This window comes from Sphingomonas sp. Leaf231 (assembly GCF_001421995.1).
In the GTDB taxonomy this organism is placed as follows: Bacteria; Pseudomonadota; Alphaproteobacteria; order Sphingomonadales; family Sphingomonadaceae; genus Sphingomonas.
Window position 1 is genome coordinate 175,035 of sequence record NZ_LMLS01000004.1, and the last position, 15,734, is coordinate 190,768.

At 67.9% G+C, this 15,734-nt stretch carries 18 protein-coding genes and 1 tRNA gene; 8 read left to right on the top strand and 11 right to left on the bottom strand.

Annotation, left to right across the window (positions count from 1 at the left end):
* Positions 1–82 precede the first annotated feature (82 nt).
* The 8 genes from ASE95_RS13825 to ASE95_RS13860 all read right to left on the bottom strand — a co-directional run bounded on the left by ASE95_RS13825 (position 83) and on the right by ASE95_RS13860 (position 7,363).
* Positions 83–619 carry a hypothetical protein gene (locus ASE95_RS13825; protein ID WP_056637367.1) on the bottom strand — a complete coding sequence of 179 codons (537 nt, stop codon included), beginning with the start codon at positions 617–619 and terminating at the stop codon, positions 83–85.
* 480 nt (positions 620–1,099) lie between these two features.
* The gene (gene mmsB / locus ASE95_RS13830; RefSeq protein ID WP_056637370.1) at positions 1,100–1,984 is read right to left on the bottom strand and encodes a 3-hydroxyisobutyrate dehydrogenase; all 885 of its coding nucleotides are present in this window, start codon (positions 1,982–1,984) and stop codon (positions 1,100–1,102) included.
* Positions 1,984–2,256 carry a hypothetical protein gene (locus ASE95_RS13835; protein ID WP_056637373.1) on the bottom strand — a complete coding sequence of 91 codons (273 nt, stop codon included), beginning with the start codon at positions 2,254–2,256 and terminating at the stop codon, positions 1,984–1,986. Before ASE95_RS13835 ends, mmsB begins: the two co-directional genes overlap by 1 nt.
* 12 nt (positions 2,257–2,268) lie before the next feature.
* Positions 2,269–3,045 carry an enoyl-CoA hydratase gene (locus tag ASE95_RS13840; protein ID WP_056637782.1) on the bottom strand — a complete coding sequence of 259 codons (777 nt, stop codon included), beginning with the start codon at positions 3,043–3,045 and terminating at the stop codon, positions 2,269–2,271.
* A gap of 59 nt (positions 3,046–3,104) precedes the next feature.
* Positions 3,105–4,148, bottom strand: coding sequence for an enoyl-CoA hydratase/isomerase family protein (locus ASE95_RS13845; protein WP_056637377.1), 1,044 nt, complete (start codon positions 4,146–4,148; stop codon positions 3,105–3,107).
* Positions 4,145–5,290 carry an acyl-CoA dehydrogenase family protein gene (locus ASE95_RS13850; RefSeq protein WP_056637785.1) on the bottom strand — a complete coding sequence of 382 codons (1,146 nt, stop codon included), beginning with the start codon at positions 5,288–5,290 and terminating at the stop codon, positions 4,145–4,147. Before ASE95_RS13850 ends, ASE95_RS13845 begins: the two co-directional genes overlap by 4 nt.
* A 10-nt stretch (positions 5,291–5,300) precedes the next feature.
* Complete coding sequence (locus tag ASE95_RS13855) at positions 5,301–5,807, bottom strand: hypothetical protein (RefSeq protein WP_156348050.1); 507 nt, start codon at positions 5,805–5,807, stop codon at positions 5,301–5,303.
* 20 nt (positions 5,808–5,827) lie between these two features.
* Positions 5,828–7,363, bottom strand: a complete 1,536-nt coding sequence (locus ASE95_RS13860; RefSeq protein WP_056637382.1) for a CoA-acylating methylmalonate-semialdehyde dehydrogenase — start codon at positions 7,361–7,363, stop codon at positions 5,828–5,830.
* 82 nt (positions 7,364–7,445) lie between these two features.
* Between ASE95_RS13860 and ASE95_RS13865 the strand changes: the two genes are divergently transcribed.
* The 4 genes from ASE95_RS13865 to ASE95_RS13880 all read left to right on the top strand — a co-directional run bounded on the left by ASE95_RS13865 (position 7,446) and on the right by ASE95_RS13880 (position 10,446).
* On the top strand, positions 7,446–8,345 hold the full coding sequence (locus tag ASE95_RS13865) for a LysR family transcriptional regulator (RefSeq protein ID WP_443025461.1): 900 nt from the start codon (positions 7,446–7,448) through the stop codon (positions 8,343–8,345).
* Between the two features lie 221 nt (positions 8,346–8,566).
* The gene (locus tag ASE95_RS18335; protein WP_162234694.1) at positions 8,567–9,223 is read left to right on the top strand and encodes a PEPxxWA-CTERM sorting domain-containing protein; all 657 of its coding nucleotides are present in this window, start codon (positions 8,567–8,569) and stop codon (positions 9,221–9,223) included.
* Positions 9,220–9,813 carry a L,D-transpeptidase family protein gene (locus ASE95_RS13875; RefSeq protein WP_056637387.1) on the top strand — a complete coding sequence of 198 codons (594 nt, stop codon included), beginning with the start codon at positions 9,220–9,222 and terminating at the stop codon, positions 9,811–9,813. The genes ASE95_RS18335 and ASE95_RS13875 overlap by 4 nt, the downstream gene beginning before the upstream one ends.
* A 132-nt stretch (positions 9,814–9,945) precedes the next feature.
* Positions 9,946–10,446 carry a CAP domain-containing protein gene (locus ASE95_RS13880; RefSeq protein ID WP_235528330.1) on the top strand — a complete coding sequence of 167 codons (501 nt, stop codon included), beginning with the start codon at positions 9,946–9,948 and terminating at the stop codon, positions 10,444–10,446.
* A 479-nt stretch (positions 10,447–10,925) separates the two neighbouring features.
* Here ASE95_RS13880 and ASE95_RS13885 read toward each other — a convergent pair whose 3' ends face one another.
* On the bottom strand, positions 10,926–11,177 hold the full coding sequence (locus ASE95_RS13885; RefSeq protein WP_056637391.1) for a DUF2171 domain-containing protein: 252 nt from the start codon (positions 11,175–11,177) through the stop codon (positions 10,926–10,928).
* A gap of 56 nt (positions 11,178–11,233) precedes the next feature.
* Here ASE95_RS13885 and ASE95_RS13890 point away from each other — a divergent pair, with 56 nt between their 5' ends.
* The 3 genes from ASE95_RS13890 to ASE95_RS13900 are packed head-to-tail and all read left to right on the top strand — an operon-like array spanning position 11,234 to position 12,715.
* Positions 11,234–11,446 (top strand): hypothetical protein, encoded by a 213-nt coding sequence (locus ASE95_RS13890; protein ID WP_056637398.1) that lies wholly within the window; start codon positions 11,234–11,236, stop codon positions 11,444–11,446.
* Positions 11,443–11,652: a hypothetical protein gene (locus ASE95_RS13895; protein WP_056637401.1), complete on the top strand. Its 210-nt coding sequence runs from the start codon at positions 11,443–11,445 to the stop codon at positions 11,650–11,652. Before ASE95_RS13890 ends, ASE95_RS13895 begins: the two co-directional genes overlap by 4 nt.
* Before the next feature lie 4 nt (positions 11,653–11,656).
* The gene (locus ASE95_RS13900; protein ID WP_056637405.1) at positions 11,657–12,715 is read left to right on the top strand and encodes a ribonucleotide-diphosphate reductase subunit beta; all 1,059 of its coding nucleotides are present in this window, start codon (positions 11,657–11,659) and stop codon (positions 12,713–12,715) included.
* A gap of 166 nt (positions 12,716–12,881) precedes the next feature.
* On the opposite strand, the gene ASE95_RS13905 is transcribed toward ASE95_RS13900, so the two are convergent.
* Positions 12,882–12,958: transfer RNA gene (locus ASE95_RS13905), tRNA-Arg, on the bottom strand.
* 83 nt (positions 12,959–13,041) lie between these two features.
* On the opposite strand from ASE95_RS13905, the gene ASE95_RS13910 reads away from it, so the two are divergent.
* Positions 13,042–13,542 (top strand): hypothetical protein, encoded by a 501-nt coding sequence (locus tag ASE95_RS13910; RefSeq protein ID WP_056637407.1) that lies wholly within the window; start codon positions 13,042–13,044, stop codon positions 13,540–13,542.
* A 21-nt stretch (positions 13,543–13,563) separates the two neighbouring features.
* Here the strand turns inward: ASE95_RS13910 and ASE95_RS13915 are convergent, their stop codons facing one another.
* On the bottom strand, positions 13,564–15,675 hold the full coding sequence (locus ASE95_RS13915) for a spermidine synthase (protein ID WP_200918838.1): 2,112 nt from the start codon (positions 15,673–15,675) through the stop codon (positions 13,564–13,566).
* Positions 15,676–15,734 lie beyond the last annotated feature (59 nt).

A 15,734-nucleotide genomic window follows, 5' to 3' on the forward strand; every position in this document is an offset into this window, starting at 1 on the left:
TACGCTCGCAATGACGGCTGGTGGTCTTGATCGGCGAGCAGTCCGGCTTCCGTGAAGCGCTGAATGTCGATCCAGCCCGTCCTCACCCCACGCGGCGTCGTCGCCACATCAGCCACGCGCCCGCCGCCACGATCGCCAGTACCGGCCAGCCGCCATCGGTGCGCCACAGATACCGCGCGCCGGCCACCGTCGCTGCCAGCGCCAGCAACATCGCCACCATCGGCGCGTGCAGGCGTCGCGCCAGCCATGCGGCGAGCGCCAGTGCGGCGACCGCGTTGATGGCCAGCCATGCATAGGATGCTCCCGCCGACAGCGCCCCGGCGAACGGCAGCTTGACCGTGGCATAACCGATCATCCGATTGGGGAAGCTATCCGCCGCCAGATGCAGGCCGATCCCTCCCGCCATGCCGCACGCCGCCGGATACCAGCGCCGCCACGACAGCAACACGCATGCCGGCGCAACGCTGTGCGTCACCGCGCTGCGATGTCCCAGCCAAAGGTGCAGGTCTACGTCCGGCATCGTCAGGCCAGCGACGAAGGCCAGGATCGTGACGGCTACGGCGGCAACGGCGGATGGCATCTCGCCGCGGTGGCACGCGCCACCCGCAACGTCCACCATGGCGACCGCCACCCCCCGGATGAGTGGTCCGCAACGTCGTGCCACACATCCAGACCTTCGACCAATCCGCTCCGTCAGCGGGCGTAGCGGGCTAGCGGGCGAATTCATGTCGGCAGATGCAAGCAGCGATTATTGTCGTCGCAAAATCCTCGCGACGGCTCCTGCGCCACGCACGCGAAGCTATCCGTGGCGTCTTGCCTGCAAGCGACGCTCCCGCTGACCATCCCTCCGCGCCACCGCGAGCGATGCTAAGCCGCCCATGGCGCAGATCCAGCAGCAATGCGCGGGGTCGTGGCAGCTCGCGACGATGCCGCTCGTCCGTCACCCGCGCAAAGCGATTCGTAGCGGCGTGCCCGCGAACGGCAGCCCTCACTGACCAACCCGCCCCGCCATCGCGAGCGATGTGAAGCAAGCCGGCACGCCCCACCGGAAACGATGGTCGTGGCGGCGCGAGGCTCCTCGCGAAGGTGCGACCTGCCTTTAACCGCGCGGCGCGGACAACATTCGGATGATGCCGGAGAAATCGAGTCCGCCCTGCCCCGCATCGACGAACTCGCGGTACAGATCGCGCGCGCGCGCACCCATCGGCACCTGCGCATCCGCACCGCCGGCCGCCGCCATCGCCAGTTCGAGATCCTTTAGCATCAACGCCCCCGCGAACCCGCCGCCGTAATTCCGGTCGGCCGGCGACTCCGGTCCCACGCCCGGCACCGGGCAGTAACTGGTCATGGACCAGCTCTGCCCGGTCGCCTTGCTCGAGATGTCGTAGAAGGTCTGCGCATCCAGCCCCAGCCGCTCCGCCAGCGCAAAGGCCTCGCACGTCGCGGCCATCGTCGCGCCAAGGATCAGGTTGTTGCACATCTTGGCGACCTGTCCCGCGCCGCTTTCCCCGGCGTGGATCACCGCCTTGCCCATGTCGTCCAGAAACGGACGCGCGCGATCGAAGCCCTGCACGGTGCCGCCGACCATGAAGGTCAGCGTGCCCGCCTGCGCCGCCGCGATTCCGCCCGACACCGGCGCGTCGACTGCGGCGATCCCGCGCGCCGCCGCCTCGGCGGCGATCCGCCGCGCCGTCGCCAGATCGATCGTCGAACAGTCGATCAGTACCGTGTCGACCGCGGTCTCGCCCAGACTGTCAGCGTAGACCTGCGCGACGTGCGTACCGGCGGGCAGCATCGTGATCACCGCCTCCGCACCGTCCGCCGCCTCGCGGGCCGATCCGACCGGCAGGCACCCCGCCGCCCGCGCCGCGTCGAGCGCCGCCGCCGACAGGTCGAAGGCGCGGACGTCATGTCCCTTCTTCGCCAGATTGGCGGCCATCCCGCCGCCCATGTTGCCCAGTCCGATGAAGCCGACCCGCGCCATCATGCGACCCCGATCGGCCGCCGCGGTCGCAACGCCGCACCGATCAGCGCGCCGACCAGCGCCAGCGCCGCGACCCCCACGAACGTGCCGGCGAACGTGATCGCCACCGGCTCGAACGACGCCGACACCGACGCCAGCATCATCGCCACGACCATGATCGCGCCGATCAGGCCGATCGCGGCTGCGACCGCCAACGGGTGCAGGCGCGTGAAGCGGACGCCCGCACCGCCCGCCACGACGATCGACAGCAATATCAGGATCACCAGCGTCATCTCACCATCCTCCTATTTGCCGGTCCACTGGCCGGGGCGCTTCTCCACGAAGGCCGCCATACCTTCCTTCTGGTCGGCGGTGCCGAACAGACCGTGGAACAGCCGCCGTTCGTATTGCACGCCCTGCGCCAGCGTCGTCTCGAACGCGGCATTGACCATTTCCTTGTTCGCCAACACCGCCAACGGGGCCATGCCGGCGATCGCCTGCGCAGTCCTCACGGCTTCGTCGACCAGTTCGTCCGCCGGCACGATACGGCTGACCAGCCCGGCGCGCTCCGCCTCCGCAGCGTCGATCATCCGCCCCGTCAGGCACATTTCCATCGCCTTGGCCTTGCCGACGGCGCGCGCCAGCCGCTGCGATCCGCCCATGCCGGGCGTCACCGCCAGCTTCACCTCCGGCTGCCCGAATCTCGCGGTGTCGGCGGCGAGGATGAAGTCGCACATCATCGCCAGTTCGCACCCGCCGCCCAGCGCATAGCCCGCGACGGCGGCGATCACCGGCTTGCGCGTCTGCGTCAGTCGTTCGTAGCCGGCGAAGAAATTGCCGCCGTACATTTCGGCAAAGCCCTGTCCGGCCATTTCCTTGATGTCGGCCCCGGCCGCGAACGCCTTTGCGCTGCCGGTCAACACCGCGCACCCTTGCGTCGCATCCGCATCGAACGCCGCCAGCGCGGCGAGCAGATCGGCCAGCACCTGAGAGTTCAGCGCGTTCAGCGCCGCGGGCCGGTTCAGCGTGATCAACGTCGCACCGCCGCGCTGCTCGACCAGGATCGTCTCATACTCGGCCATTCGCTTCTCCCGTCGCACCAAATATCCGTCGCGCCCGTGCAGCGGCGACCCGTCCGCGTTCAATCGTGCGGCGTCCACGCCTCGTCCTCGGGCAGCGGCGCGAAGATGCGGTCGATCATATGATCGCTCACCCCCTCCACGCCCGCCGGTTCCCAGCGCGGCGCATTGTCCTTGTCGACGATCAGCGCGCGGACGCCCTCGGCGAAGTCCGGGCGCTGCACGACCCGGCACGCCACCGCATATTCCTGCCGCATCTCGTCGGCGAACGTCGCCATCCCCGCCGCATCCTTGAGCAGCTTGAGCGACACCTTCATCGCTTGCGGCGACTTGGTGGCGAGCGTCGCCCGCGTCGCCTGCGCGAAGTGGTCGCCGTCCGCTTCGAGCGCGTCCAGCACGTGCTCCAGATCGTCCGACGCGAACAACCGGTCGATCGCATCGCGGTGCGCCAGCAGCTTCGCTTCCGGCGCGGCCTCGGCCAGCGAAGCCAGCGCTTCCTCGATCGCGGACGGATCGGCGACGATCCGCGCCTTCGCATCCTGGACCGCGGCGGCCGGCAGATAATGCGTCGCCAGCCCCAGCGCGAGCGCCTCGGCTCCGTCCAGCCGCGCACCGGTCAACGCCAGATACTGTCCGATGCGACCCGGCAGGCGCGACAGATACCAGCCGCCACCGACGTCGGGGAACAGCCCGATGCCCGTCTCCGGCATCGCCAGCCGCGTGTTTTCGGTGGCGACCCGGTAACGGCACGGTTGCGACACGCCGACGCCGCCCCCCATCGTCACCCCGTCGATGAACGCCACGCTGTCCTTGACGTAGGTGAACAGCCGATGGTTCATCCGGTATTCGGTGCGGAAGAAATCGCGCGCCGCCGCGCCGTCGCCCGCCCCGCTGTCCGCCAGCATCCGGATGTCGCCACCCGCACAGAAACCGCGCCCCTCGGCGTGATCGATCACGACGCAGCGTACCGCCTCTTCCCCGCGCCACGCCTCCAGTGCGTCGATGATCCCCGCGCACATCGCAGTCGTCAATGCATGCAGCGCCTTGGGCCGGTTCAGCCGGATGCGGCCCACGCCGCCGTCGACGGTGACGATCAGCTCGCTCATTGCCGCACCAGCTCGCGTCCGACGATCATCCGCATCACCTGATTGGTTCCCTCCAGGATGGAATGGACGCGCAGGTCGCGCCAGAACCGCTCGATGGGATAGTCCATCAGATAACCGTAGCCGCCATGCAATTGCAGCGCGCGGTCGACCACGCTCGACCCGGTATCGGTCGACAGCCGTTTGGCCATCGCGGCGAAGCGCGTCTTGTCGGGCGCGCCCGCCGTCACCTTCGCGGCGGCGACGTACAGCAGACAGCGGGCGGCCTGCAATTCCGTCTCCATGTCGGCCAGCATGAACTGCGTGTTCTGGAAGTCGGCGACCGCGGTGCCGAACTGCTTGCGATCTTTGGTATAGGCGATCGCCTCGTCCAGGCACCGCTGCGCACCGCCCAGCGAACACGCACCGATGTTCAGCCGGCCGCCGTCCAGCCCGGCCATGGCGAAGCGGAAGCCCTCGCCCTCTTGCCCGACGCGATTGGCCACCGGCACGCGGACGTTGTCGAACGTCACCGCGCGCGTCGGTTGCGCGTGCCAGCCCAGCTTGCGCTCGTTCGCGCCGAACGACACGCCCGGCATATCCTTTTCGATGACGAGGCACGAAATGCCCTTCGGCCCGTCGACGCCGGTGCGCACCATCGTGACGTAGATCTCGTTCTCGCCGGCGCCGGAGATGAACTGCTTGGTGCCGTTGACGACGTAATGGTCGCCGTCCAGCCGCGCGGTCGTCTTCAGCGCCGCGGCATCCGAGCCCGATCCCGGTTCGGTCAGGCAATAACTGGCGATCCGCTCCATCGTGACCAGATCGGGCAGGTAGCGCCCCTTCAGCTCGGCCGAGCCGTAACGGTCGATCATCCAGCTCGCCATATTGTGGATCGAGATGAACGCGCTGGTCGCGGGACAGCCATATGCCATCGCCTCCATGATCAGCGCCGCCTCCAGCCGGCCGAGGTTGATCCCGCCGCTCTCCTCGCTGACATAGATCGCCGCGAAGCCCAGTTCGGCCGCGGCCTTGATCGTGTCGCGCGGGAAGATGTGCTTTTCGTCCCATTCGGCGGCGAACGGCGTGATGCGATCCGCGGTGAAGCGGCGCGCCAGTTCCTGGATCTCCCGCTGTTCGTCGGTCAGGTCGAATTGATCGGTCATGCTCATATCCTCAGCAGCGGCGATAGCGCTGCATTTCCGGCGGGCTGCCGCGCACCAGCGCGGTGCCGCCGGCGTCCAGCCGGAACGTCTCGGTTCGTTCCCACGCCTTGCCCTCGCCCGAATAGCGGAGTTGCACGGCCAGCTCGTGCGCGGAGCGATGCTCCATGCCCTGCACGCGCGCATTCGATTCGTAGAAGCGGATCGTGTCGGCGTCGATGTTGATGCGGCCCGTTGCGGCGGTGTTGGCCAGTTCGCAATCGTCGTCGTCGACGCCCCAATATCCCAGGAACTCGGTTGGGAACGCACGATCGCGTGCGGCGGTCGGGGTGCTGCGCGCGATCGGCACGCCGGTGCGCGCGGTGCTCGCCGCGCCGTTCTGCGCCACCGATCGCTCGATCGCCGCCTGCGCCTCGGCCTCCTGCTCCGGAACGTCGACGCCGTTGTAATTCGCCGCGCCGCCGCCGCACGCCGCCAGCATCGCCGCCAGCACCCCGGCCATCACCCAACGCCCCGTCATCGCCCGCTGCATCGCGCCTCTCACCCCATCGTAGGAATGACGAACGCATCCTGCACGCGGCTGGGTCCACCGTCCTCGCTGCCGCGCGACAAGGCCAGCCCATCGGGCCAGCGCTGCGTGACCGTCTTCACCCTGGTCCAGAACCGCACGCCCTCCGTGCCGTGCTGGTTGGTGTCACCGAAGCCACTGCGCTTCCACCCGCCGAACGTATGATAGGCGACCGGCACCGGGATCGGCACGTTGATCCCGACCATCCCGACGTTCACCCGCGCGGCGAACTCGCGCGCGGCATGGCCGTTGCGCGTGAAGATCGCGACGCCGTTGCCGTATTGATGGTCGCTGGGCAGCCGCAACGCGGTTTCGAAGTCGGGTGCGCGGACGATTTGCAGCACCGGGCCGAAAATCTCCTCCTTGTACGCCTGCATGTCCGGGGTGACGCGGTCGAACAGCGACGGGCCGATGAAGAACCCCTGTTCGTGCCCCTGCAACGCGAAGCCGCGTCCGTCGACCACCAGTTCCGCCCCCTCGTCGACGCCGGTCTGGATCCAGTCGGACACGCGCTGGCGATGCGCGGCGTTCACCACCGGGCCGTAATGCGCCTCCGCATCGGTCGACACGCCGACCCGAAGCGCCGCGATCGCCGGCAACAATTTCTCGCGCAGCGCCTCGGCGGTCCGGTCGCCCACCGGCACGACCACCGGCAACGCCATGCATCGCTCGCCAGCCGATCCGAACGCCGCGCCGGACAGATCGGCGACCACCTGGTCCAGGTCGGCGTCGGGCATCACGATGCCGTGATTCTTCGCGCCACCCATCGCCTGCACGCGCTTTCCCGCCGCCACGCCGCGCCGGTAGACGTAGTGCGCGATGTCGCTCGATCCGACGAAGCTGACCGCGCCGATCGCCTGATGGTCCAGGATCGCGTCGACCATTTCCTTGTCGCCGTGCACGACTTGCAGGATGCCGTCCGGCAGCCCGGCCTCCGCCATCAGTTCGGCCAGCCGCACCGGCACGCCGGGGTCACGCTCGCTGGGCTTCAGGATGAAGGCATTGCCGCACGCGATCGCCACGCCGAACATCCACATCGGGATCATCGCGGGGAAGTTGAACGGCGTGATGCCGGCACCGATGCCGACCGGCTGGCGCATCGAATAGACGTCGATGCCCGGCCCCGCTCCTTGCGTATATTCGCCTTTCAACGCGTGCGGAATACCACAGGCGAATTCGATTACTTCCAGTCCGCGCTGGATGTCGCCCCTGGAATCGGCGATCACCTTGCCGTGTTCCGACGACAGCAAATGCGCCAGTTCGTCGATATGCGCCTCGACCAGTTCCTTGAACCGGAACAGCACGCGCGCACGCCGCTGTGGATTGGTCGCCGCCCAGGCCGGCTGCGCCGCCTGTGCCGCCGCCACCGCGCGATCCAGGTCGGCCGCGTCGCCCAGCGTCACCCGCGCTTGGACCGCACCGGTATTGGGGTCGAAGATGTCGGCCGTGCGCGGCGGGGTGCCGGCGGCCGGACGTGTACCTGCGATATGATGGTCGACGCTGCGCATCGCATCCCTCTCCTATGTTGACCGGGGGTCTGCGCCGGGTGCCGTTTGCAGGCAAGCGGCAAATCTGCAACGTCCACCTGCAATGATGCAGCCACTACCCTGGAACGACCTGCAGGATTTCCTCGCCGTCGCGCGCGCCGGGCAGATCGCCCGCGCCGCGGCGCTGATCGGTGTCGATGCCACCACGATCGGCCGCCGCCTGCGCCGGCTGGAGGCGCGGCTCGGCCGGACACTGTTCGAACAAACGCGCGAGGGGCAGGTGCTGACCGAGGCGGGTGAGGCGTTGCTGGCGCAGGTGGAGGAAATGCAGAACGCCGCCGAACGGATCGTGGAGGCACCCGGACCGGCGGAGTCGCTCACCGGGTTGCTGCGGATCAGCGTGTCGGAGGGGTTCGGTATCTGGCTGGTCGCGGAGCATCTGCACGAATTCGCCGCCGCACATCCGGGCCTGACCATCGACCTCGCCGCCAGCTCCGGCTTCCTTAGCCCGTCGCGTCGCGAGGCCGATGTCGCGGTGCTGCTCGCCCGCCCTCGCCACGGCCCGGTCGTCGCGGGCAAGCTGTCCGATTATACGCTGCATCTCTATGCCGCCCGCACGCTGATCGAGCGCAGCGGGGAGCCCACGCGCGAGTCGCTGGGGAAGCGTCATCCGATGGTCGGCTACATCCCCGACCTGCTCTACTCGCCCGAATTGCGCTTTTCCGACGACCTCGGACCGCTGCCCGCGCCCATGCTGCGCAGTTCCAGCATCAACGCGCAAATGCGGCTGATCGCCAGCGCCGCCGGGGTCGGCGTGCTGCCGCATTTCATCGCAGGTGCCGAACCCGGGCTGATCCGCGTGGTGCCCGAGGTAACGATCAATCGAGCGTTCTGGCTGGTAACACACCGTGACACCCGACAATTACGGCGGGTTCGGGCCTTTTCCGCGTGGCTTGACGCGCTGGTCCTCAAGCACCGCCAACGATTGGTGCCGGTCCGTTAACTTTTGGAGTCGCCGTTAACCTTTCGAACAATTGTTAACTTTTCGACCGATCGCTTCATGGTTCCAGTAATCTCGGGTGGCGAACCGGCCACACCCGTCCCGCAATGCATCAGGCGGGACAGCGTGGCGGCACATTTTACTGGACTCGGGTTGCGGGTGGGGCGCAAATGATATCGATGCGTTGACCCATGGTGAAACTGCGCGAAAGATTGGTCGATCGAATGAAGAACTGGCGCCCCTCTCTGCCCCTCTTTTCGCGTTCGCTGCTCGTGCGCGCGGCGACGGTGCTGGGCGTCGGCGGCGCGGCGGTCGGCGGTTATGCGGGGCTCGGCTATCTCGGTGGCACCGTTCCCTTTGCGGAGGCGATGAACCTGCCCGCAGCGCTGGCCATGATGCCGGACCCACTGTCGATCATGACGGCGCGTTCGCCTGGTGAGCGCGGGCATGGCGCGATGTTCGCCACCAAGTCGATCAAGCACGCGAAGCCGCGCCAGCTCGCCAGTGTCCCGCCGCGCGGACCGCGCGAGCGCGTGCTGGGCAACGTGCGTGACCGCGAACCGATCGGCATCGTGCCCGGCGGTGCGTTGCCGGTGACGCCGGTCGGGTTCGTGCCGGACCTGCCTTTCCCCGTCACCCCGAACGCGCTCGGCCCGTTGCCGCCGGGCGGGACGACCGGCTTCAACCCGCCGCCGGTCTTCCCGACCGGACCGAACGACACGCCCGGCGTACCGGGCGTGGTGCCGACGCCTACGCCCACCCCGATCATTCCGGCCCCTGCGGTGCCCGAACCGGCGACCTGGGCGATGATGGTGGTGGGCTTTGCGCTGACCGGGCTCGCCGTGCGCCGCCGCAAGCGGACCCCTGCCCGCCCCGCATGATCCGGCACCGGTTCGGCCTCGCCGCGCTCGCGCTCGTCGTCGCGACGGGCGATCTGGCCACGGCCGGCGCGACCACCACCAAGACCACGATCGGCTCGCTTGGCACGCGCTTCCGCTACCCGCCGGGACGCGAAGGGGCGTTGCCGATGGCTGGCGGGCAGCGGATGCGCGTGCGTAGCCTGCTGAACATACGCCGGCCGATGCAGTTCGGCGACTATGTCTGGAACGATCTGGGCGCGCCCGCGGAGGGGGTGATCCGCGTGCGCGTCGATCTGCCGCGTCAGACCGTTTCGGTGTTCCGCGACGGGCATGAGATCGGCACCGCGGTGATCCTGTACGGCACCGATCACAAGCCCACCCCGACCGGCACCTTCCCGATTCTGATGCGCGCGCGGCAGCACCAGTCGTCGCTCTACGATGCGGAGATGCCGTACATGCTGCGGCTCACCAACGACGGCGTCGCGATCCACGCCAGTTCGGTGCGGCGCGGATCGGCGACCCACGGTTGCATCGGCGTGCCGCTCGACTTCGCGCGGTTGCTGTTCGATCAGGTCGCACGTGGCGATCTCGTCACGATCGTCGGCGCCTGACACGCGCCACAAGTGTGAACGCGACGTAACCAGATTCCCTAACCGCCGGTAAGGAGCGCGGCCCGTATTTTTTCCTGGTCATCAGGAAAAGGTTACCCGGCCATGCCGTGTTCCGCGTCGCGTAAACGTCCCATGCTCCTGGCGCTTGCCGCCATGTTGTGCGCCCCGTTCGTCACGGGGGCGTCGAGCTATTCGAACACTTTCGACGCGCGTGTGCTGGCGGCGCACAATGCGGAGCGTGCGGCGCTGGGCATCCCCCCGCTGCGCTGGAACCCGGAACTGGTCGAATCCGCCCACGCCTGGGGGCAGTATCTCGCCACCACCGGCCGTTTCGAACACGCGCCGGAGCGCCGCCGTGATCCCGAAGGCGAAAATCTCTGGGCCGGGACGCGCGGCTATTACGCGCCCGAAGCGATGGTCGATGGCTGGATCCGTGAAAAGCGCCACTTCAAGCCCGGCGTCTTCCCCAACAACAGCACCACAGGGCGTGTCGCGGACGTCGGACATTACACGCAGGTGATGTGGCGCGACACGATCGAGGTCGGCTGCGCACTCGCCCGTGGCGGGCAGGAAGACGTGCTCGTCTGCCGCTACAAGAACGCCGGCAATTATCGCGGCGAACGCCCGTTCTGATTCGCCGGCGACGCAGGATGCGTCGCTACGGGTGAACATGGGGGCCGGGCGGAGCCACCGTATTTCCGCTGGACCAGCCACGTCGCGTGCCCCATTTCCTCTGTCGGCGCGCGGGCAAGCGCGGCGGCCGCACCCGCCAGCGGTGAGTGATCCAGCCTCGCAGCAATGGCCGATGTGGTGCCCATTCCGTCACGCAGCTACAATCCCTAGGGTTCAGCAATGCAAAACCGGTAGCCGCCGGGCGCTTGCTCATGTACGTAACGGCCATGGCGAACGCGGTGGTGAATCACCGTTTACCACGCCGATCTTCCCGGCTTCGGCGCGACTCGGCGGCGATCCTCGGGACGAATCGGGCGGGGTCGCAACGGGACGACGGATACATGGTGCGGACGATCGACGACACGCTACGGCAGGCAAACGAAACCCCGGCGCACCATGCGGTGGCCGGGGCGTCGTCGCGTCGCCGTGTCAGGCGTGCGTCATTCGTCTTCCTCGAACATGTCCTGCGCGTTCTGCGCGGTGGCGGACAGCCGCACCGTCTCGCCCTCGATCTCCGCGACCAGGCCGAGCGGCAGGTAATGGTGCTTCGCGCCCTGCCCGTCCTCGGTGGACGGCGAGTCGTTCTTCGTCAGCTTGATGCGGTCGCCGTCGACATGGTCGACGGTGCCGACATGCACGCCGTCCGCGCCGATCACTTCGGCATGTTCCTTGATCTGGCTGGCATCGACCATCGTCGTTCTCCTTGGTTGGGGTTGGGCGGCAAACGCGCTGCGACGGCTTTGGTCGCATGATCGAGACATTGCCGTTGCAATCCGCGATCATGTTCGCGGTGGCCGCCGTCTTCGGCCTCGGCGGCACGTGGCTGCTGTGGCAGTTGCGCCAGCCGCAGGGGCCGGCGCGCGTCTACGTCTACCGTATGGTCGGCATCATGGCGCTGTCGGGCGGCGTCGTGCTGGCGATGTCCGCCTGGGCGATGTGGCAATGGAGCGTGGAGGCATGAGCCTGCACGTCGCTTACATCATCGGCGCGGCGGCCGGCCTTGTCACGGTCGGCAACGGCGTGACGATGCTGCGCCGGCCGGCGACGTACCGCTCGCCCGCCTGGCCATCGAACGATCGTCGCTTCATCCGTGCCATCGCTGTCGCCGGCCCTGTCGTCGGTGCGCTCATGATTATTCAATCTCTCTTTTCCGCGTTTTCGGAGTAAATCCATGTCGCTTCTTCACGCGTCCAAACAGTATAAGCCGTTCGAATACCCATGGGCGTTCGAATATTGGAAGCGCCAGCAACAGCTGCACTGGCTTCCCGAAGAAGTGCCGCTCGGCGAGGATTGCCGTGACTGGGCGCAGAAGCTGACCGATCACGAACGCAACCTGCTGACGCAGATCTTCCGCTTCTTCACGCAGGCGGATGTGGAAGTGCAGGATTGCTACCACGAAAAATACGGTCGCGTGTTCAAGCCGACCGAGATCAAGATGATGCTGACCGCGTTCAGCAACATGGAAACGGTCCATATCGCCGCCTATTCGCACCTGCTCGATACGATCGGGATGCCGGAAAGCGAATATGGCGCCTTCCTGGAGTATAGCGAGCTGAAGGAGAAGCATGATTACATGCAGAACTTCGGCGTCGACAGCGACGAGGACATTGCCCGCACGCTGGCGATGTTCGGCGGCTTCACGGAGGGGGTTCAGCTGTTCGCCAGCTTCGCGATGCTGATGAACTTCCCGCGCTTCAACAAGATGAAGGGCATGGGGCAGATCGTGACCTGGTCGGTCCGCGACGAAAGCCTGCACTGCGAGGGCATTATCAAGATGTTCCACACCTTCTGTCAGGAGCGTCAGTGCCTGACCAAGGCGGTGAAGGCCGACATCGCCGACGTGTGCCAGACGACGATCCGGCTGGAGGACAATTTCATCGATCTCGCGTTCGAGATGGGGCCGGTGAACGGGATGACCGCCAAGGACATCAAGAAGTACATCCGCTACATCGCCGACTGGCGGATGGGGCAGCTCGGGCTGAAGCCGATCTACATGATCGACGAGCATCCGATCCCGTGGCTCACCCCGCTGCTCAACGGCGTCGAGCATGCGAACTTTTTCGAGACGCGTGCCACCGAATATTCCAAGGCGGCGACGCGCGGCCAGTGGAACGACGTGTGGGACAGCTTCGACAAGCGCAAGAAGGCGCGCATCGCCCCCGCGGTCGCGAACGAGGACCCGACCGAAATGGGTGACATGTTCGCACGCGCCGGCGTCGCCGCCGAGTAACGCCACGCTTGTACGGCGGATTGCAGCAGTAGAGGCCGTGGCTCCGACAGGAGCTGCGGCCTTTTGCGCGAACCGCGCCAGTGAAGCCTGCGATCCGGCGAACGCCGGACGCGAAAAAGCCGGGTCATTTCTGACCCGGCTTTTGCCCGCCCACCGACGGAAATCTTGGTGCACCCAGAGCGATTCGAACGCCCGACCCTCAGATTCGTAGTCTGATGCTCTATCCAGCTGAGCTATGGGTGCGCTGTGGAGGGGCGCTGTTACCCGGCGAATCCGGACCACGCAAGGGCGTTGCGTCATTTTTTTCGGCGCTCTAGGCAAAAAACATGCACCGCCCCCTCGCCCTGCTCGCCTTGCTGTCGTTCCTCGGTGCCTGTGCGGCCGATCCGACCGTCTATCCCTCGCTCGCGCCGCGCCCTGCGGAGCAGCAGGGTTTTGCGGAACCCGTCGCGCCCCCGACGCCCCCGGCGATGGCCGATCCGGCGCTGGATGCCCGTCTCGCCGGGATCGTGCAGCAGCGCGCCACCGCCGTCCGCGACTTCGATCGCGCGGCGGCCGGTGCGGCGTCGCTGGCGCGTGCGGCACGCGGCGCAAAGGTCGGCAGCGATGCGTGGATCACCGCACAGACCGCGATCGCCGATCTCGACGCCCTGCGCTCGACGCACGGCGATGCGGTCGGCGCGCTGGAGGAACTGGCGAGCACGCGGGCGCAGGCGTTGCAGCCCTCCTACCCGCCGCTGGAGCGTGAACTGGCCGCCGCCCGCACCGCCGCCACCGCGCAGACTGCCCGCATCGACGCGCTCACCGCGACGCTCCCCGGCGCCTGAGGGAACCCGCCCCGGCGCGGGTCAGGGCGAAAACGTCAACAACGGCAGGATGCTCGCGTAATCGTCGGTCCAGCCCGCGAAACCGGGCCGCCGCCGCAGCGTCTTCCACTCGCCTTCGTCGCCGGTCACCAGCGCCAGCGTCCAGGGATCGCGCGTCATCACCACCCATGACGACGGCGTTTCCTCCTCCTGCAACAATGACGGGCGGTGGTCGAGGATCAGCGCCTGCCATCCGCCTGCGCGCGCCGCGGCGGCGACCACCGGGCGCAGATTGACGAAGCGATTGGAGATATGCACCGCCAGCACGCCGTGGCGCGACAGCACCCGTGCGTAGGCGGCGAACGCCTCCCGCGTCAGCAGGTGCATAGGCACCGCGTCCGACGAAAAGGCATCGAGCGCGAGCACGTCGAGGCTGGCGGGCGCGGCGCGCTCCAGCGACAGGCGTGCATCGCCCAGCACGATCGTCGCGTCCGGCGCGCAATCGGCGACGAAGGTGAAGCGCCGCGCCCGCGTCAGCGCCGCCATCGCCGGATCGATCTCGTAGAAGCGCCATTGCTGCCCGGCTTGCGCATAACAGGCCAGCGTGCCGGTCCCCAGCCCGACCACACCGATCCGCGCGCCCGGCCCGAACACCAGCGGCGCGGCGCGCATGACGCGTCCGACGCCCGAGTCGGGAGTGTAATAGGTCGTCGGCGTCCGCTCACGCGCGGGGGTGCCGGTCAATTGCACGCCGTGCAGGGTGGTGCCGTGGATCAGCGTCCGCCGCCGCGACTCGTCCGCGACGGTATATACTCCGAAATAGCTGCGCACCCGCGCGCCCGGCTCCAGCGACAGCGACACCGCCCGCGCGCCCCCGAACAGCAACAGGCCGCTTGCCAGCATCAGCAGGTACGGCACCCGCGCGCCCAGCGACACCAATCCACCCAGCGCCACGACCGCGAAGATCGCGCCGACATGCCGTACGTCACGGAACCCGCCCGGCTCGCGTCCGATCACCATCAGCGCCAGGCCGCACAGGCCGGCGATCGCTACCGCGCCCGCCACCACCATCCCCCGCCGTTGCCAGAATGCGCGCAAGGCCGGCATCAGGTACGTCTGCGGCACCAGCGCCCCGGCGGCGAGGATCAGCAGCGGATATTCCCACGTCCAGTCGAACAAAGTCGGCGCGACCAGCCCCGCGAACACGCCGCCCAGTGCGCCGCCGAACGACATCGCCAGATAGAAACCGGTCAGTCGCGCCGGCTCGGGACGCAGCCGGTACAATTGCGTGTGCAGCGCGACCGAGATCATGAACAGCAGGATCAGCGCGGTCACCGCGCTGAATGTCGCGCGCTCGGCGAAGCCACCCATCAACACGCCGCCGAACAGCACGATCGTCACCGGCGCGCTGCCGGTCAGCAGGTCGGCCACCCCGCGCCGCGCCGCGAATGCGATCGAGAAGCTCAGCAGGTAGATCGCCAGCGGGATCACCCACAGCAGCGGCATCGCGACCAGATCGGTGCTGACGAAGGTGCTGGTCGCCAGCATCATCCCGGACGGCACGAACCCCAGCGCGATCCAGCGCAGCACCCGTGTGCGCCCCGGCGCGGGGCGCCTGGCGGACTGCGATGCCACCGCACCGGCGGCGGGCAGCCGCAACGCGCACCCGGCGACCAGCACGATCAGCAACACGTAGCCGCCGGTCCACAACCACCGCTGCCGCGTGACCGTCAGCAACGGTTCGACCAGCAGCGGAAAGGCGAGCAACCCCGCGAAACTCCCCAGGTTCGATGCGGCATACAAGGCATAGGGGTCCGCGCCCGGCCGCGCGCTGGCGAACCAGCGCTGCATCAGCGGTGCCTGCGCCGACACCGCGAAGAACAACGGCCCGATCGACACCACGAACAGGTATGGGACCCACAATGCCGGCTCCGCTCCGTCCGGCAGCGCCCGGTCATTCAGCCCGATCGGCAGGAACGCGCACGCCGCCAGCAACACCGCCAGATGCACCAGCCGCTGTCGCTGCGGCGCGATGCGGCTCAACAGGTGCGCATAGCCATAGCCGCCCAGCAGCAGCGCCTGATAGACGAGCATCGCCGAGTTCCACACCGCCGGTGCGCCGCCCAGCCGCGGCAGCGCGATCCGCGCGATCATCGGCTGGACGAGGAACAGCAGGAACGATCCCGTCAGGATCGTCGCGACGAACAGGCCGC

What these genes read in the sequence shown, in the direction of transcription:
- ASE95_RS13865 (WP_443025461.1), top strand. Translation starts at nt 7,446, where the DNA reads ATGATGCAGCCACTACCCTGGAACGACCTGCAGGATTTCCTCGCCGTC.
- ASE95_RS13860 (WP_056637382.1), bottom strand. Translation starts at nt 7,363, where the DNA reads ATGCGCAGCGTCGACCATCATATCGCAGGTACACGTCCGGCCGCCGGC.
- ASE95_RS13915 (WP_200918838.1), bottom strand. Translation starts at nt 15,675, where the DNA reads ATGATCGCGCGGATCGCGCTGCCGCGGCTGGGCGGCGCACCGGCGGTG.
- ASE95_RS13825 (WP_056637367.1), bottom strand. Translation starts at nt 619, where the DNA reads ATGGTGGACGTTGCGGGTGGCGCGTGCCACCGCGGCGAGATGCCATCC.
- ASE95_RS18335 (WP_162234694.1), top strand. Translation starts at nt 8,567, where the DNA reads ATGAAGAACTGGCGCCCCTCTCTGCCCCTCTTTTCGCGTTCGCTGCTC.
- ASE95_RS13845 (WP_056637377.1), bottom strand. Translation starts at nt 4,148, where the DNA reads ATGAGCGAGCTGATCGTCACCGTCGACGGCGGCGTGGGCCGCATCCGG.
- ASE95_RS13880 (WP_235528330.1), top strand. Translation starts at nt 9,946, where the DNA reads ATGCTCCTGGCGCTTGCCGCCATGTTGTGCGCCCCGTTCGTCACGGGG.
- ASE95_RS13835 (WP_056637373.1), bottom strand. Translation starts at nt 2,256, where the DNA reads ATGACGCTGGTGATCCTGATATTGCTGTCGATCGTCGTGGCGGGCGGT.
- ASE95_RS13875 (WP_056637387.1), top strand. Translation starts at nt 9,220, where the DNA reads ATGATCCGGCACCGGTTCGGCCTCGCCGCGCTCGCGCTCGTCGTCGCG.
- mmsB (WP_056637370.1), bottom strand. Translation starts at nt 1,984, where the DNA reads ATGGCGCGGGTCGGCTTCATCGGACTGGGCAACATGGGCGGCGGGATG.
- ASE95_RS13855 (WP_156348050.1), bottom strand. Translation starts at nt 5,807, where the DNA reads ATGACGGGGCGTTGGGTGATGGCCGGGGTGCTGGCGGCGATGCTGGCG.
- ASE95_RS13850 (WP_056637785.1), bottom strand. Translation starts at nt 5,290, where the DNA reads ATGACCGATCAATTCGACCTGACCGACGAACAGCGGGAGATCCAGGAA.
- ASE95_RS13900 (WP_056637405.1), top strand. Translation starts at nt 11,657, where the DNA reads ATGTCGCTTCTTCACGCGTCCAAACAGTATAAGCCGTTCGAATACCCA.
- ASE95_RS13885 (WP_056637391.1), bottom strand. Translation starts at nt 11,177, where the DNA reads ATGGTCGATGCCAGCCAGATCAAGGAACATGCCGAAGTGATCGGCGCG.
- ASE95_RS13840 (WP_056637782.1), bottom strand. Translation starts at nt 3,045, where the DNA reads ATGGCCGAGTATGAGACGATCCTGGTCGAGCAGCGCGGCGGTGCGACG.
- ASE95_RS13910 (WP_056637407.1), top strand. Translation starts at nt 13,042, where the DNA reads ATGCACCGCCCCCTCGCCCTGCTCGCCTTGCTGTCGTTCCTCGGTGCC.
- ASE95_RS13890 (WP_056637398.1), top strand. Translation starts at nt 11,234, where the DNA reads ATGATCGAGACATTGCCGTTGCAATCCGCGATCATGTTCGCGGTGGCC.
- ASE95_RS13895 (WP_056637401.1), top strand. Translation starts at nt 11,443, where the DNA reads ATGAGCCTGCACGTCGCTTACATCATCGGCGCGGCGGCCGGCCTTGTC.